The sequence below is a fragment of the Trinickia fusca genome (assembly GCF_003628145.1).
Classification (GTDB): Bacteria; Pseudomonadota; Gammaproteobacteria; order Burkholderiales; family Burkholderiaceae; genus Trinickia; species Trinickia fusca.
This window is the reverse complement of record NZ_RBZV01000003.1, coordinates 544,068-560,294: the sequence shown is the minus strand read 5'-3', so window position 1 is coordinate 560,294 and position 16,227 is coordinate 544,068. Positions and strand designations below refer to the sequence as shown.

Below are 16,227 nucleotides of genomic sequence, written 5' to 3'. Positions count from 1 at the left end.
CATCGCGGATCGGGCGTGCCCGCACACGCTGGCCTGGCGGTGCGGGAAGGCCCATGTGACCGGGGCGCCCGGGCAATCGAAGCTCAGGGACGCGACGAGCACGACGCCATCGTTTCGCCAATGGATTTTTTGATGGCGTCGCAAATTTCAAATAAGACCGCGTGAATCCAATCGATTCGATCGCGAGTGGGGCATGAGACTAACGCGCCGCTCCGGGCGTGAAGCGGCCTTTGGCAAACTCCGATTCGAGGAATGCATGGCGCGCGGCCGAGCGATCGATTTGGGTCTCGGTACGCGTATCGATGACCTGGCGCAGCAGGCCGCCTTGATCTTCACGCACGGCCGGCCAGTCCGGCAGCGTGGCGCCGTTCGGGTTGCCGTGCTTGACGAACTGTACGGCGTAGCCCGAGAACAGACGCGATACTTCGCGGTCATCGGCTGTCCACGCGTATGACGGTTCACGATCGAGATTGCCGAGCATGTATTCGATCTCGCTGGCATGCATGGCACCGGGCTCCGCAGGCGCCCCAGGTGGAGCGTTGCGCTTAGCCGGGCGCGCATGCGTGTACAGGTAGAAGTACACGGGAGCGTGGCTTGCCGTGCGGTGCGTGTCCATCCAGCGCCAGACGCCGTGGCTCAAGGCCATGTCGCCGGCGAGCGTCGTGGACGCGTGCGCGATTTCATTGGCATCGACGCCGGGATACAGGGCCAGCGCTTCGTCGGCGCGTTCGCGGAACAGGGCCGTCAGCGAGGCACGCCAGAGGGCGGGCGTCAGTTCGCGGTTTTGTTCGAGCCAAGCTTGATCGGCTTCGTGCGAGTTCGTCCCGACGAGCAGCGGCACCTGGGCCTGCGCGCCGTTGCGAAATGTGGTCGCGGGCTGCTCGGTGAGGAAGTAGCCGTCGACGACGGGCCAGAAGAACATCGGGAGCTTGTAGCCGCCTCTGCTGGCCCTCAGCAGGTCGAGGGCCGTTACGTTGCGAAGTGCCACGAGCGACGTGGCGCCTAGCCGCCGGACGAACGCTTGCCCGTTCTTCTCGGCTTTCTGCCGTGACCACAGCGTGCCGGACGCGAACGTGGAGCCACTTTCGCCGATGGCGCGCGCGAAGAGTCCGCGTGAGAGCGGTGAGGCCATATGCGTGTTGACCGACATTGCGCCGGACGATTCGCCGCCGATCGTGACCTTCTGCGGATCGCCGCCGAAACGCGCGATGTTCTCTCGAACCCATTGCAGCGCGGCGACCTGATCGAGCATGCCGTAATTGCCCGATGCACCGTGCGGCGATTCCTGCGCGAGCTGCGGCAGCGTTAAAAAGCCGAACACGCCGAGCCGATAGTTGACCGTGACGCTGACGATGCCGCGAGCGGCAAGGCTCGCGCCGTCGTAGCGCGGCTCGGAGCTGTCGCCGGCCGAGAAGCTGCCGCCGTGGAAGTACACGAGCACGGGCAGTTTCTCGTCCGGGCTGCGTGCCGGGGTCCAGACGTTGAGGTAGAGGCAGTCTTCGCTCATCGTGTCGGAGCGAAATTTCATGTCTCGGAACAGGGCAACCTGCATGCAGCGCGGTGCAAACCGTTTGGCGTCGCGTACGCCGGCCCAGCGCTCGACCGGTTGCGGCTCTCGCCAACGCAGCGCGCCGACCGGGGCCGCAGCATAAGGAATCCCCCTGAAAACGTCCAGTTGCGTGCTGTCGGCCTGCTCGCGCGAGCCTTCGATCCTGCCGGCAGGCAGTTCGACGCGCGGCTGCGGTCGCGCGATCGAAACAGTCTTGCTATGTGCGTCACGCGGAAAGACGGAGACCAGCGATGCGATTGCGACCGCAAGCGCGGGGATGGCGAACGTGACAAGGGGAGGGATCGATGTACGCCACGCGCGGATCGCCGCCGATCGGCTTTCCGAGGGAGTCATTGCCGCGCGCGCTCGCGCTGGACGGGCTCGCTCTGGCAACGGTGGCGTGGCGTTTTGAAGATCCGGCTGTCTACGCAAAGCGCGCCGATTGACGAGCGTCCGGATGATAGTGCGTGGAGGTCGATTCGGTGTGGCAGGCGAAACTGATGACGGAGCGGGTGATCGCATAAGAAACCCCTCGTAAAAGGATCAGTTGTTTGGGAAGCACGACACCGCGCGTCGGACTTCTTCTGCGCGCAGCGTCGTAGCAGGGCAGGAAGGCGCATGTGGCCGAGGAGTCCGGGCCCGGAGAGAGCCGGACGCGACGAGCACGATGCGATCGTTTCGCCGATCGATTTTTTGATGGCGTCGCAAATTTCAAATAAGACCGCGCGAATCCGATCGATGCGATTGCGAATGGTGGATGTGCTGCGCACCGCCCATGGGGTTGGCGGCTATCGCACGGGTGAGACGGGCGGGAGGCAGTGGGAGCGCGCGGCGCTCGCCGTCAGTTGTGATTGGTGCGGCGCGTAGGCACTTTGATGCCTGCGTAGGACGGCAGCTGTTCGACGGCCACGCCCTTGGCTTTCGCGAACAACGCCAGCATGTCGGGCAGGCGCTTGACGAGGTCGCGCCGTCGGGCGGCACTGTACGGATGCAGCGCGACGAACGATCCGGCCTTCTCGCCACGGGAGGCCGCGGCAAGCTTGTCCCACAGCGTCACGGCCGCACGCGGATCGAAACCGGCGCGCGCCGCGATGTCGCTGCCGATCACGTCGGCCTCGGTCTCGTCAGTCGCGTCGTATTGCACGTGCACGCCGAAAACGGACGTGTCGCCGCCGGCCGTTGCGGCTGTGCCGAGCTCACCCACGCCGAACAGTTGCGACATCGCCTGCCCGCCGAGCGGTGCGGACTGCTGCGCAACGAGCCGCTCGCGCGCTTGCTCGCGCAGCGCGTGGGCGATCTCATGGCCGAACAGCATGCCGAGCTCGTCGGGCTTGAGCCGCGCGCGATCGAGGAGCCCGCCGTAGACGACGACCTTGCCGCCCGGTAGAACGTACAGGCGAGTGTCGCGCGAGCGCACGACGTTGACTTCCCACTTCCACGTCTTGACGCGGTCGTTCCACTTGTCGGCGAACGGCGCGATGCGCGTGACGAGTTCGCGAATGCGCTGCACGCGCGGATCCGAGGGCGGCAGCAGCTGGCCGCTTTGCTGGGCATGCTCGAGCAGCTGGCCGTAATCGGCCAGCGAGCGCGCCTCGACGAGCGGCGAGGGCATGGAGTTGCGAAACCGGGTGCCGTTGCCGAAGCGAATCTGCTCGCTCGCCTCATACGGGGGCGCCGAGGCGGCAGCACCAGCGGCAACCGCCGATGCAGGCATTTCGCCCGCGCCGGCACGAGGTGGCGCGAGCGACACGGCGGATGCCGCGGCCAGCATGAAGGCAATCGCCCAATGCGAAGACCGGCGGTTCAAGGCGCAGGCTATTGCGCTCAAACCCGAGCCTTCCATGGGGCGATCTTCGGCAGCAGCAGCATGCCTGGCACCGCGAGCACGGCGCAGACGAGGAAGTAGTCGAACCAGCCGATGCGGGCGACGACGAAGCCGCTCGCGGCCGAGGCCAGCGTACGCGGCACCGATGCCAGACTCGTGAACAGCGCGAATTGCGTGGCCGTGTAGCGCGGATCGGTCGTGCTCGCGATATAGGCCGTGAACGCGGAGAGCGTGAGGCCCGTGGCGAACGTCTCGAAGCCGTAGATCAATGCGAGCGCGGCCGGCGACGGGCCGATCTTCGCGAGCCAGGCGAAGCCGAGCGTCGAGACGATCTGCAAGACGCCGAAGATCCACAGGCCACGCGCGATGCCGATTTTCACGAGCCAGGCACCGCCGACGATGCCGCCCGCGAGGCTCGCCCAGAACGCCGTCGTCTTCGCGATCACGCCGATGGTCGTCTTGTTGAAGCCGAGGTCGAGAAAGAACGACGTCGACAGCGTCGTCGCCATGACGTCGCCGAGCTTGTAGAGGAAGATGAACCCGAGCACCAACAGCGCGGCTTTGAGCCCGTCGCGCGCGACGAACTCCTTGAATGGCAGCACGATCGCCTCGCGCAGGTTCTTCGGCGGCGCGCCGTGCACTTGCGGTTCGCGCACCACGAGCGTGAGGATCATGCCCGGCAGCATGAAGGCAGCCGTTGCGACGAATACGGCGTGCCACGGCAGGTGATCGGACAGAATCAGCGACAGCGAGCCCGGTATCAGCGCCGCGATCTTGTACGCATTGACGTGCACGGCATTGCCGAGCCCCTGCTCGGTGTCGGCGAGCAACTCGCGCCGGTACGCATCGATGACGATGTCCTGGCTCGCGCCGAACAGCGCGACGAGCGCGGTCAGCGCGGCCACCGTCCAGATGGCGTCGCGCGGCGACACGAAGCCGAGCGACGCGATCGCCCCGGCCACGAGCAACTGTGTCGCGAGCATCCAGCCGCGCCGACGTCCGGGGCGCCAGAGCGGCAGGCGCGGCACGTAACGGTCCATCAGCGGCGCCCAGACGAACTTCCACGTATAGGGAAACTGGATCAGCGCAAACAGGCCGATCTCCTTGAGGTTGACCCCTTCGGAGCGCAACCAGGCCTGCACGAGGTAGACGAGCGTGAAGAGCGGCAATCCCGACGTGAAGCCGAGAAAGACGCAAATGAGCATGTGCCGGTTCAGGAACGCCCGCCAGCCAGGATGCTCTTCGTGCGCGCTCAATGCGGCAGGCTCGTGCGGCGGGGGGGACATGTCTCGTTTGATGATCGGCCTCTTTGAAACGACGGGACGGCGAACGGCTGGCGAGAAGCGCCTTAGCCGTTGCGCTTGGCGCCTTCAACCGCTGCGCTTGACCCGGTAGACCGCAAGACTACCACGCCAGTTCGCGCCCCAGCGCACCGCGCGCCCGCCATGCAGCACGACGCGGTCGAGGATTTCGATGCCGACCTCGGGCGCGAGCGCCTCGAAATCCCTGATCGTCAGCACACGCACGTTCGGCGTGTTGTGCCACTGGTACGGCAGCGATCGAGACACCGGCATGCGTCCGCGCAGTACCGCGAAGCGATGCGGCCAGTAGCCGAAGTTCGGGAACGACACGATGCACTCCTTGCCCACGCGCACCGTCTCTCGCAGGATCGCGGCCGTCTGATGGATCGTCTGCAGCGTTTGCGACAGGATCGCGAAATCGAAGCTGTCGTCCTCGAAGAGCCGCAGGCCGTCTTCGAGATTCTGCTGCATCACGTTCACGCCATGCTTGACGCATGCGAGCACGCCCGCGTCGTTGATCTCGATGCCGTAGCCCTTCACGTCCAGCTCTTTGGCGAGCAGCGCGAGCAGCACGCCATCGCCGCAGCCGAGGTCGAGCACGGTCGCGCGCGGTTCGACCCAGCGCGCGATCGCGCGAAAGTCGGGGCGGGTGTGGAGCGAGTCGATGACCACCGGGTTCATGCGCCAACCTCCTCGGCAATGCGTTCGTAATAGGCACGCACGACGTTGTGATAGCGCGCGTCGTCGAGCAGGAAGGCGTCGTGGCCGTGCGGCGCGTCGATTTCGGCGTAGGTCACGTCGCGCTTGTGTTCGAGCAGCGCCCTGACGAGTTCGCGCGAACGCGCCGGGGCGAAGCGCCAGTCGGTCGTGAAGCTCGCGATCAGGTACTTAGCGCGCGTATGCGCGAGCGCGGCCGTGAGGTCGCCGTCGAACGCCTTGGCGGGGTCAAAATAGTCGAGCGCGCGCGTGATCAACAGATAGGTGTTCGCATCGAAGTAATCGGCGAATTTGTCGCCTTGGTAGCGCAGATACGACTCGACTTCGAACTCGACGTCGAAGCTGAAGTTGTAGGCGTCGGCCGAACTGTTCGCCGAGCCGTTCTCGCGGCGCAGCGCGCGGCCGAACTTCGTGGCCATGTCGTCGTCGGACAGATACGTGATGTGGCCGATCATCCGCGCGACGCGCAGCCCGCGCTTGGGCTTGACGCCGTGTGCGTAGTAATCGCCGCCGTGAAAATCGGGATCGGACAGGATCGCCGAGCGCGCGACTTCGTTGAACGCGATGTTCTGCGCCGACAGCTTCGGCGTGGAGGCGACGACGATGCAGTGGCCGACGCGCTCGGGGTACATCAGGCTCCACGCGAGGGCCTGCATGCCGCCGAGGCTGCCGCCCATCACGGCCGCGAAACGCTCGATGCCGAACGCGTCGGCCACGCGTGCCTGCGCGTTGACCCAGTCCTCGACCGTGACGACCGGAAAGCTCGCGCCATACGGTTTGCCGGTGGCGGGGTCGGCGCTCATGGGCCCCGTCGAGCCGAAGCACGAGCCCAGGTTGTTCACGCCGATCACGAAGAAGCGGTTCGTGTCGAGCGGCTTGCCGGGCCCGACCATGTTGTCCCACCAGCCGACGTTCCTGGGCTCGTCGGCATAGACGCCGGCGACATGATGCGAAGCATTGAGCGCGTGGCATACGAGCACCGCATTCGAGCGTGCAGCGTTGAGCGTGCCGTACGTCTCGACCATGAGGTCGTAGCCGGCCAGCGAGCTGCCGTTTTGCATGGCAAGCGGCTCGCTGAAATGCATGCGTTGTGGAGCGACGATACCGATCGATTCCATTCATTCCGCCTTCTGACAGGGGCGGCTAAACGGTGTCGGCGGTGCGCGGAGGAAAGACTGGGCGCGGCTGACGACCTCTTTAGCCGCATTTATAGTGAACCGCGAAGGTTCGCGCGCCCGCAATCGAGTCGACAAATCGGCGCGCCGCTCAAGCGTCGTCAAAACGGACGCTTCAAGAGCTATAGCCGGCAAAGAATAGCGGAAAACCTGCGGACGCGCTATTGGAGAATCAGCCGCAATTGGGCGTCGGCGTCGTCGGCAGGGGCCCGCGCGAAGCCGCTTTTCGCGTAGCGGTGCCAGCGCCCCAGCACATAGCTCACGAGCAGGCTTGCGCGCACGGCCGGGTCGTAATCGCCGGGCAGCGGCGCAGGCGCGGAGCCGGCTTCGACGTCGGTTTTGGCTTCGGCTTCGCGCGCATGGGACAGCGCGAGCCGCAGGCACTGCTTGACCGAGATTTCGACGCGCTCGAGCATCTGCGCGACGCGCTCGGCCAGCCGCTCGTGTTCGCCGACGAGCGCCTCGCCCGTCAGCACGCGCGTCATGCCGGGGTTCCTGGCCGCGAAATTGAGCAGCATGAGGCCGATGGCGCGCGCCTGCAGCACGCCGTTCGGCTCTTTGGCCGTGATCTGGTTGATGAGGCCGAAAAACGTCTCTTCGATAAAGCTGATCAGCGCCTCGTACATCTGCGCCTTGCTCGCGAATTGGCGATACAGCGCGGCTTCGGAGACGCCCAGGCGCGCCGCGAGCGCCGCCGTCGTGATTTTTTCGCCTTTGGGCGCCTCGAGCATCGCGGCGAGCGTCTGCAGGATGTGCACGCGCCGCTCGCCGGGCTTCATGCGTGGAGGGCGCGCGCTGCGCGCCGACTGCTGCGTCTGCGTGTCGCGATCTACCGCTGCGTCCTGCTGTTCGATCCGCTGCATGTGCGCCCCGTCTGATGGTGACCCGGTCGGAGGGATTTTAGCGAACGAATGCGACGATCGACATAGTGTGGCCGCCCGGTGCCGGGCATGCGCGCGGGAGCGCCGCCCGCGCGCGGCGGCACGCTCAGGTGGCCCACGATCCACACGGTGCCGATGCCGAGGCGCTTGTAGCGTTTCAGGTGCGAGCGCGTGTCTTCGACGAGCACCGCATCGGCGAGCCGCACGTGCGCCCCGCGCAGCACGTGGCGCAGCATCGCCAGATCGGGTTTCGCGTGCCACTGGTGGCGCCGGCGCATGTGTTCGATCGCGATCACGCGCTCGAACAGGCGCTCGATGCCGAGTTCGGCCAGCACCGCGCGCGCATAGGCTTCGGGCGCGTTCGTGAGGATGATCTTGCGACCGGGCAGGGCGGCCACGAGCCGCGCGATGCCGCGTTCGGCCCGCACCATCGCGCGCAGATCGGCGAAGGTATGGACCGCCTCGAGGAAATCGTGCGGATCGATGGGATGGTGGCGCGTGAGGCCCAGCAGCGTCGCGCCGTAGCGCCGCAGGTAGCGCGTGCGCAGGCGGTTGGCCTCGGCACGCTCGACCTGGAGGGCGTCGACGATGTAGCGCGTCATCGCCTCGTTGATCGCAGGAAAGATCGCGTGCGACGCGTGGTGCAGCGTGTTGTCGAGGTCGAACAGCCAGACGGGGCCCGCTTTGGAGGGGCGCGGCCGGCGCCGGACGGGCGGCGAAGTACGCATGACGGCGGTTACGCTGCGTGGCGCGCGGGAAAGCGCGCCACATGTGGTGCTCAGTGCGAGCGGATCATCGTGCCGAACGGCTGCTCGGTCAGGATCTCGAGCAGCACCGAATGCTCGATGCGGCCGTCGATGATGTGAACCGAGCGCACGCCGCTCTTGGCCGCGTCGAGCGCCGAGGCGATCTTCGGCAGCATGCCGCCCGAGATCGTGCCGTCTTCGAACAGCGCGTCGATCTCGCGCGCCGAGAGGTCGGTCAGCAGGTTGCCCGATTTGTCCATCACGCCCGGGATGTTCGTCATCATGACGAGCTTTTCGGCGTTGAGCACGACGGCCAGCTTGCCGGCCACCAGATCAGCGTTGATGTTGTACGACAGGCCGTCTTCGCCGAAGCCGATCGGCGAGATGACCGGGATGAACGCGTCGTCCTGCAGGGCGCGCACGACGGCCGGGTTGATTGCCTCGACTTCGCCGACCTGGCCGATGTCGATGTACTGGCCCGGGTTGTCGCGGTCCGGCATCATCAGCTTGCGCGCGTGGATGAGGCCGCCGTCCTTGCCGGTGAGCCCGACCGCATGGCCGCCGAAGTGATTGATCAGCGTGACGATGTCCTGCTGCACCTCGCCGCCGAGCACCCACTCGACGACTTCCATTGTTTCCTCGTCGGTCACGCGCATGCCCTGGATGAAGGTGCCCTGCTTACCGATCTTCTTGAGTGCCTGATCGATTTGCGGGCCGCCGCCGTGCACGATGACCGGATTGATGCCCACGAGCTTGAGCAGAATCACGTCGCGCGCGAAGCCCTGCTTCAGGCGCTCTTCGGTCATCGCATTGCCGCCGTATTTGATGACGACGGTCTTGCCGTGATATTGGCGGATATAAGGCAATGCCTCGGCCAGAATTTCGGCTTTCAGGGTCGGTGCAATCTGGGAGAGGTCGATGGGCTCGGACATGGCGGCAAGCTCTGACAGGCAACGGTTCAACGGGCGAAAACAGGGCGAATTGTACAGGACTGGTACGCTCGGCCGTGGTTTTTGGTCGCACGCGACAGTGTGCCGCGGACCTTTGGCCCAAACGCGCATGCGGCGTGCCTCGATCGCTGGCATGATGCGCTCATCGTCTTATTTTTGGATGTTCCGATCACCGTCGTCGTCGCCATGATTGCTCCCACCAACCCGTCCGCGGCTGCCTGCACGCGCGCACGCTGTCCGCGTTGCTCGGTCGCGTTCGACTGCGAGTGCGGAGCCGCCCCGGGTCAGTGCTGGTGCGCATCGATGCCCGCGCTGCCAGCCGGGCGGCTCGCTCCCGGCATGCCCTGCCTGTGTCCAGGGTGCCTGGCGGCCGAGCTCGCGGCGGCCGACGTGAACCAGAGCGCGCTGTCAAACCACTCCGATGCACCGTAACAACAGTACCGGCCGCGTGAATCTCGGCCATCTCTTCTGGCTGCGCTGCCTTGCCATCATCGGCCAGCTCGTCACGATCGCGGTCGTGCAGCAGTTCATCGGCGTGCATCTGCCGCTGCCGGCGATGCTGCTCGTGATCGCGCTCGAGGTGATTTTCAACGCGCTCACATGGGTGCGTGTCGCCAGCGCGCAACCGGAGACCAATCTCGAACTGCTCGGCCAGCTGTGGGTCGATCTCGGTGCGTTGTCGGCGCTGCTGTTCCTGTCGGGGGGCACGACCAATCCGTTCGTCTCGCTCTATCTGCCTTCGCTCGCGATCGCGGCGGCCGTGCTGCCGTGGCGGCACATGATCTGGCTCGCGATTTTCGCGATGTGCTGCTACATCGCGCTCGGTTTCGATTCCGTGCCGCTGAACCTGGACAACCCCGCGAACCTGTTCGATTACTACCGCACGGGCATGTGGGTCAACTTCATGGTGAGCGTCGGACTCATCGCGTGGTTCGTCGCGCGCATGTCGAATGCCCTGCGCCAGCGCGATGCGGCGCTCGGGGAAGCGCAGCAGCGCCTGCTGCGCGACGAGCGTGCCGTTGCGCTCGGCGTGCAGGCGGCCACGGTCGCGCACGAGATCGGCACGCCGCTGTCGACGATCGCGATCCTGGCCGAGGAGCTGCGCGGCGCGGCGGCCAGCGACAAGAATCTCGCGCCGTACGCGGCCGACCTCGAGCTGCTCGAGCAGCAAATGACGCTGTGCACGTCGGCACTCGCGCGTCTGCGCAGCCGCGCGTCGCTGACCTCGAACCGCGAGCAGCTCAATGAATGGCTCGCGCGCTTTTGCGAGCAATGGCGACTGCGGCATCCGCACGTGACGTTCGAGCGGCGCGATGCGCAGTGCGAAGACGTGTGGCTCGAGGACACCTCGGCCGTCGGCCAGATTCTGACGATCCTGCTCGACAACGCCGCGCGCGCGAGCCGCGAACGCGTGACGCTGGTCGCCGGCGTCACCGACGGCCACATCGAATTCGAGGTACGCGATCACGGGCCCGGCATTCCGGCCGCGCTGCGCGCGAAGCTCGGCGCGGCACCCGTCGACAGCACGCAAGGCGGCCACGGCGTCGGGCTCTATCTGGCCTTCGCGGCGGCGACGCGCCTGCGCGGCTCGATCGAGCTGCTCGAGGCCGAACCGCGCGGCACACGGGCCGTGTTTAGCGTGCCCGTCGCCCCCTCTTCATCCGACTATAGGGAGAACGAACTATGAGCGAAACGAATTTTCTCGTCATCGACGACGACGAGGTGTTCTCCGGCATCCTCGCTAGAGGTCTGACGCGCCGCGGCTACACCGTGCATCAGGCGCACAACGCGCAGGACGCGATCACGCTCGCGAACCAGCACCGCTTCGGCTTCGTCACGATCGATCTGCATCTGGGCAGCGATTCGGGGCTGAGCCTCGTAGCGCCGCTGCGCGAGCTGCAGCCCGATGCGCGGATGCTCGTGCTGACCGGCTACGCGAGCATCGCGACGGCCGTGCAGGCGGTCAAGGACGGGGCCGATAACTACCTGGCCAAGCCGGCCAACGTCGAGACGATCCTGGCGGCGCTCGAGACGGAAGCGAGCGTCGAGCAGGCCGAGGCCGCGATCGAGAACCCGACGTTGCTGTCGGTGGCGCGGCTCGAGTGGGAGCACATTCAGCGTGCGCTGGCCGAGAACGGCGGCAACATTTCGGCGACCGCGCGGGCGTTGAACATGCATCGGCGCACGCTGCAAAGAAAGCTGGCGAAGCGGCCGGTCAAGCAGTAACGACCCGAGCCGTATAGAATAGAAGCGGTAGAGCCGTTGCCGTGGCGGCTCCAATGCGAGCGAAGCCTGATAGAAAGAAGGAAACGACAATGCATCTGTCCGCCGCGATTCCCGTTCTGCGCATCTTTTCGGTCGAGAAGGCGAAGGAGTTCTACCTCGACTTTCTCGGCTTCACCCTCGACTGGGAGCATCGATTCGGCAAGGACTTTCCGCTCTACATGCAGGTGCGCCGCTCCGGACTGACGCTGCATTTGAGTGAGCACCACGGCGATGCGACGCCGGGTTCGACGGTGTTCGTGCCCGTCGACGATATCGATGCGCTGTGCCGCGACCTGCAGTCGCGACCCTATACCTACGCGAAGCCCGCCGTGGAGGCCGTCGATTGGGGCAAGCAGATGCAGCTGACCGATCCATTCGCCAATCGCCTGCGGTTTTGCGAGCAGCGTAGCGGCGGCTAGGCCGGGCAGGCGGGCAGCTCATGGAGCCGCCCGCCTTGGCATCGGCATGGCTGCCGTGCCGTGGTGCGGTTACCCGATCACGCGAATCACAGCACGTAGCGCGACAGATCCTCGCTCTGCGCCACTTCGCCGAGCGCGCGATTCACATAGGCCGCATCGATCGCGACCTTCTGGCCCGTGTGATTGCCGGCCGCGAACGACACTTCCTCGAGCAGCTTTTCGATGACCGTATAGAGCCGGCGCGCGCCGATGTTCTCGGTGCGCTCGTTGACCTCGAACGCGATCTGGGCCATGCGGCGGATGCCGTCCTCGGCGAATTCGAGCTCGACGTCTTCGGTCGCGAGCAGCGCCTGATACTGCTTCACGAGGCTTGCATCGGTCGCCACGAGAATCGCTTCGAAGTCCTGAACAGACAGCGAATCGAGTTCGACGCGAATCGGGAAGCGCCCTTGCAGCTCGGGGATCAGGTCGCTCGGCTTCGACAGGTGGAACGCGCCGCTCGCGATGAACAGGATGTGATCGGTCTTCACCATCCCGTACTTCGTGTTGATCGTCGTGCCTTCGACGAGCGGCAGCAGGTCGCGCTGCACACCCGCGCGCGACACCTCGGCGCCGCCCGTTTCGCTGCGCGACGTGATCTTGTCGATCTCGTCGAGGAACACGATGCCGTTCTGCTCGACGTTCTGCACGGCCTTGGCCTTCACTTCCTCGTCGTTGAGCATCTTCCCGGCTTCTTCGTCGGTCAGGGCCTTCAGCGCTTCCTGGACCTTCATCTTGCGGCGCGTTTTCTTGCCGCCGCCGAGGTTCGCGAACATCGAACGGATCTGCTCGGTCATGTCCTCCATGCCGGGCGGGCCCATGATGTCCATGCCCAGCTGCGGCAGCTCGACGTCGAGCTCGATCTCCTTGTCGTCGAGCTGGCCTTCGCGCAGGCGCTTGCGAAACGTCTGACGCGTGGCGCTGTCTTCGCCATGCTCGCTCGACTGGGTGACGCCGAAGCCGACCGGGCGCGCGCTCGGCAGCAGGATGTCGAGGATGCGGTCCTCGGCCTGGTCCTGCGCCTTGGAGCGGACCTTGCGCATTTCGGTTTCGCGCGTCTGCTTGACCGAGATTTCGATGAGGTCGCGCACGATGCTGTCGACATCGCGGCCGACGTAGCCGACTTCCGTGAACTTGGTCGCTTCGATCTTGATGAACGGCGCGTCGGCGAGCTTGGCCAGACGCCGCGCGATCTCGGTCTTGCCGACGCCCGTCGGTCCGATCATCAGGATGTTCTTCGGCGTGATTTCCTGGCGCAGCGGGTCGGCCACCTGCTGGCGGCGCCAGCGGTTACGCAGCGCCACGGCGACGGCCTTCTTGGCCTTGCCCTGACCGATGATGTGCTTGTCGAGTTCCGAGACGATCTCGGCGGGGGTCATGGTGCTCATCGTGTCCTCACTCGATCGTCTCGATGACGCGGTTATGGTTCGTGTAGATGCACATGTCGCCGGCGATCGCGAGCGACTTTTCGACGATTTCGCGCGGCGTCAGATCCGTGTTGTCGACCAGCGCGCGGGCCGCGGCTTGCGCGTAAGCGCCGCCCGAACCGATCGCGCAGATGCCTCCTTCGGGGTCGAGCACGTCGCCGTTGCCGGTGATGACGAGCGTCGTCTGCTCGTCGGCCGTGATCAGCATCGCCTCGAGGCGCCGCAGCATGCGGTCGGTACGCCAATCCTTGGCGAGCTCGACGGCCGCGCGCGTGAGGTTGCCCTGGTGCTTTTCGAGCTTGGCTTCGAAGCGGTCGAGCAGCGAAAACGCGTCGGCCGTGCCGCCCGCGAAACCGACGAGCACCTTGTTGTTGTAGATGCGCCGGACTTTCCTCGCGCCGCCTTTCATGACGATGTTGCCGAGCGTGACCTGGCCATCGCCGCCGAGCGCGACCTGATTGCCGCGCCGCACGGAGACGATCGTCGTGCCGTGAAATTGCTCCATGGTGCGTTCCTTGAGAAAGCTAATGAGCTCGCGCGACGCTGGCGCCGCGCGAGCGAATCGGGTGGGCGGACGAGGCGCCGCGCCGCGATGGGCGCGCGCTCGATGCTACGCACGCCCAGTCCATTTTAGGGCGCACGCTCATTTATCAAGGGCAGGCGGGAACAGGCGAGCAGGAAAAAGGCGCCATCGATACGCTACGAGGCCCCGATCGGCAATGGTGCGCATCGGGCTCGGCCGCTATCGGTTGCCGCAGGCGGAAAAAGAAAAGGCGCGCGGTGAACCGCGCGCCTCTGTCGAAGAAGCGTGAAGGCGCGCGGCGGCCGTGGCCGCGCGAAAAGTGCCCGATCAGTCGCCGAACAGCTTCTGACGCAGTTCGCGGCGCTCCTGCGCTTCGAGCGACAGGGTCGCCGTGGGGCGCGCGAGCAGACGCGGAATGCCGATCGGCTCGCCCGTTTCTTCGCACCAGCCGTAGTCGCCCGAGTCGATGCGCGCCAGCGATTGCTGTACCTTCTTCAGCAGCTTGCGTTCGCGATCGCGCGTACGCAGCTCGAGGGCGTGCTCTTCCTCGATCGTCGCGCGGTCGGCGGGATCGGGAACGATCACCGTTTCGCGCAGGTTCTCGGTCGTCTGGCCGGCATTGCGGAGAATCTCCGCCTGCAGCTGTTCGAGCCGGTTCTTGAAGAAGGCGAGCTGATCTTCATTCATGTAATCCTTCTCGCTCATCTTCAGGATTTCGGCTTCGGTCAAGAGTCGTTTCGTCGTCATCTGCGTGCTTCTTCAATGTGGGGCAAAACCCATACATATTGCCCGCACTTTCGTGTTGCCCGCAAGCGGCGCTATATGACACGTCTGGCGCGTACGGCAATTGGCCGTCGCGTCGCCTCGCGCGCCGATGCGGGGCCGAACTCCTCTGGAAACCGAGTGTTGGATTGCTCCTTCCCGTTTCGCAGCGGCCTCTCGAAACCGGGCCGGCCGCTTGTCAATTCGACCGGAGTTCCAACGGATGTTTCGCCCTGGTCTTGCTTATTTTATCGGCGTATCCGGATAAGGTTTTCCGGCGCCGTGGCGTGCCTGTGCGCATCGTGGCGGGTGCCTGGCCGTGCGCCGACCGTTCGCCAGCGGGCACGTATTGTAACTGAATCGCCGTTTGGGACCGCAACAGGGACACATCCAGTCGAGGCCCGCCAATATCCTGAAAATATAGCTCGCGTCCCGCCAAAAAGCGAACGCCCGCCGCGTATCGGGCAGGGCGTTCGCTGCTACGGTCAAGCGAGGCAGGCGTCGAGTCCGTCCGTGATCAGATCCTGCGGCAGGTCGATGCCGATGAAGACCATCTTGCTCGTCTTTTTCTCGACCGGCAGCCACTTGGCGGCCAGGTCGCTGCCCATCATCTGGTGCACGCCCTGGAAGACCACCTTGCGGTCGACCCCCTTCATGTACAGCACGCCCTTGTAGCGCAGCAGGCGCTCGCCGTAGATCTGCAGCACGCCGCCGAGGAAATCCTCGAGCTTGTTCGCGTCAAACGGGCGATCGCTGCGATAGACGAACGACTTGATGCGATCGTCATGGTGCGCGTGGTGGCGGTGATGGTGCTCATGGCCTTCGTGGGCGCAGTGACCGTGATCGTGGTCGCAATGCTCATGGTCGTGGCCGTGCTCATGCTCGTGACCGTGGTCATGATCATGGTGCGCGTGGGCGTGATCGTCTTCGGCCAGGAAATCGGGATCGATCTCGAGCTTCGCGTTCAGGTTGAAGCCGCGCAGGTCGAAGATCTCCTTGATGTCGGCTTCGCCGAAGTTCACGACCTTGATGGCGGCCTTCGGGTTCATGTGCACGAGGCGATGGCGCAGGTCGTCCAGTTCGGCTTCGTCGACGAGATCCGATTTCGTCAGGAACAGCCGATCGGCGAAACCGACCTGGCGCTGTACGACTTCGTGCTCGTCGAGCTGCGCGTTGGCGTGCTTGGCATCGACGAGCGTGATGATCGCGTCGAGCAGGAACTCGTCGGCGATCTCGTTATCCATGAAGAACGTCTGCGCGACGGGGCCGGGATTGGCCAGACCCGTCGTCTCGATCACGACGCGATCGAACTTGATCTCGCCCGAGCGCTTGCGGGCCGCCAGATCGCCGAGCGCGCGCGCCAAGTCGCCGCGGATCGTGCAGCAGATGCAGCCGTTGCTCATCTGCACGATCTGTTCGTCCTCGTTCTGCACGAGGATCTCGTTGTCGATGTTTTCTTCGCCGAACTCGTTTTCGATCACGGCAATCTTCATGCCGTGCTTTTCGTTCAGGATGCGCTTGAGCAGCGTGGTTTTGCCGCTGCCGAGGAAGCCGGTCAGGATAGTGACTGGAATCATGAGGATCGCCTGTTTTCCGTGAAATTCGGGGTCGGAGCGGTGCGTGCCGCATTCGACGAATAGTGAAGCAT

General features: G+C 65.2%; 15 protein-coding genes. 3 read left to right on the top strand and 12 right to left on the bottom strand.

Going from position 1 to position 16,227, the window contains the following annotated elements; genetic code table 11:
* Positions 1-199: 199 nt before the first annotated feature.
* The 8 genes from D7S89_RS11835 to argB form a co-directional block, all read right to left on the bottom strand.
* Positions 200-1,903 (bottom strand): carboxylesterase/lipase family protein, encoded by a 1,704-nt coding sequence (locus D7S89_RS11835; protein WP_121277836.1) that lies wholly within the window; start codon positions 1,901-1,903, stop codon positions 200-202.
* A gap of 487 nt (positions 1,904-2,390) precedes the next feature.
* Positions 2,391-3,320 (bottom strand): M48 family metallopeptidase, encoded by a 930-nt coding sequence (locus D7S89_RS11830; RefSeq protein ID WP_220702139.1) that lies wholly within the window; start codon positions 3,318-3,320, stop codon positions 2,391-2,393.
* A gap of 53 nt (positions 3,321-3,373) precedes the next feature.
* Positions 3,374-4,660, bottom strand: coding sequence for an AmpG family muropeptide MFS transporter (locus D7S89_RS11825; protein WP_121277834.1), 1,287 nt, complete (start codon positions 4,658-4,660; stop codon positions 3,374-3,376).
* Positions 4,661-4,744: 84 nt separating this feature from the next.
* Entirely contained in the window at positions 4,745-5,356 is a 612-nt protein-coding gene (metW, locus tag D7S89_RS11820) for a methionine biosynthesis protein MetW (protein WP_121277833.1), read from the bottom strand.
* Positions 5,353-6,510 (bottom strand): homoserine O-succinyltransferase MetX, encoded by a 1,158-nt coding sequence (gene metX / locus D7S89_RS11815; protein ID WP_121277832.1) that lies wholly within the window; start codon positions 6,508-6,510, stop codon positions 5,353-5,355. Before metX ends, metW begins: the two co-directional genes overlap by 4 nt.
* A gap of 218 nt (positions 6,511-6,728) precedes the next feature.
* Positions 6,729-7,430 (bottom strand): nucleoid occlusion factor SlmA, encoded by a 702-nt coding sequence (slmA, locus tag D7S89_RS11810; protein WP_121277831.1) that lies wholly within the window; start codon positions 7,428-7,430, stop codon positions 6,729-6,731.
* Positions 7,397-8,176, bottom strand: a complete 780-nt coding sequence (locus D7S89_RS11805) for a pyrimidine 5'-nucleotidase (RefSeq protein WP_121277830.1) — start codon at positions 8,174-8,176, stop codon at positions 7,397-7,399. Before D7S89_RS11805 ends, slmA begins: the two co-directional genes overlap by 34 nt.
* Before the next feature lie 50 nt (positions 8,177-8,226).
* Positions 8,227-9,126 (bottom strand): acetylglutamate kinase, encoded by a 900-nt coding sequence (argB, locus tag D7S89_RS11800; protein WP_121277829.1) that lies wholly within the window; start codon positions 9,124-9,126, stop codon positions 8,227-8,229.
* A 439-nt stretch (positions 9,127-9,565) separates the two neighbouring features.
* Here argB and D7S89_RS11790 point away from each other — a divergent pair, with 439 nt between their 5' ends.
* The 3 genes from D7S89_RS11790 to D7S89_RS11780 all read left to right on the top strand — a co-directional run bounded on the left by D7S89_RS11790 (position 9,566) and on the right by D7S89_RS11780 (position 11,828).
* A complete protein-coding gene (locus D7S89_RS11790; RefSeq protein WP_121277828.1) occupies positions 9,566-10,831 on the top strand; it encodes an ATP-binding protein in 1,266 nt (421 codons plus the stop codon).
* The gene (locus D7S89_RS11785; protein ID WP_121277827.1) at positions 10,828-11,370 is read left to right on the top strand and encodes a response regulator transcription factor; all 543 of its coding nucleotides are present in this window, start codon (positions 10,828-10,830) and stop codon (positions 11,368-11,370) included. Before D7S89_RS11790 ends, D7S89_RS11785 begins: the two co-directional genes overlap by 4 nt.
* An 89-nt stretch (positions 11,371-11,459) precedes the next feature.
* On the top strand, positions 11,460-11,828 hold the full coding sequence (locus D7S89_RS11780; RefSeq protein WP_121277826.1) for a glyoxalase superfamily protein: 369 nt from the start codon (positions 11,460-11,462) through the stop codon (positions 11,826-11,828).
* Positions 11,829-11,914: 86 nt separating this feature from the next.
* Here D7S89_RS11780 and hslU read toward each other — a convergent pair whose 3' ends face one another.
* The 4 genes from hslU to D7S89_RS11760 form a co-directional block, all read right to left on the bottom strand.
* A complete protein-coding gene (hslU, locus tag D7S89_RS11775) occupies positions 11,915-13,255 on the bottom strand; it encodes an ATP-dependent protease ATPase subunit HslU (RefSeq protein WP_121277825.1) in 1,341 nt (446 codons plus the stop codon).
* A gap of 7 nt (positions 13,256-13,262) precedes the next feature.
* Entirely contained in the window at positions 13,263-13,799 is a 537-nt protein-coding gene (gene hslV, locus D7S89_RS11770; protein ID WP_121277824.1) for an ATP-dependent protease subunit HslV, read from the bottom strand.
* A 345-nt stretch (positions 13,800-14,144) separates the two neighbouring features.
* Positions 14,145-14,564 (bottom strand): RNA polymerase-binding protein DksA, encoded by a 420-nt coding sequence (gene dksA / locus D7S89_RS11765; protein ID WP_121277823.1) that lies wholly within the window; start codon positions 14,562-14,564, stop codon positions 14,145-14,147.
* Positions 14,565-15,064: 500 nt separating this feature from the next.
* Positions 15,065-16,156, bottom strand: a complete 1,092-nt coding sequence (locus D7S89_RS11760) for a CobW family GTP-binding protein (protein ID WP_121277822.1) — start codon at positions 16,154-16,156, stop codon at positions 15,065-15,067.
* Between the last annotated feature and the right edge of the window lie 71 nt (positions 16,157-16,227).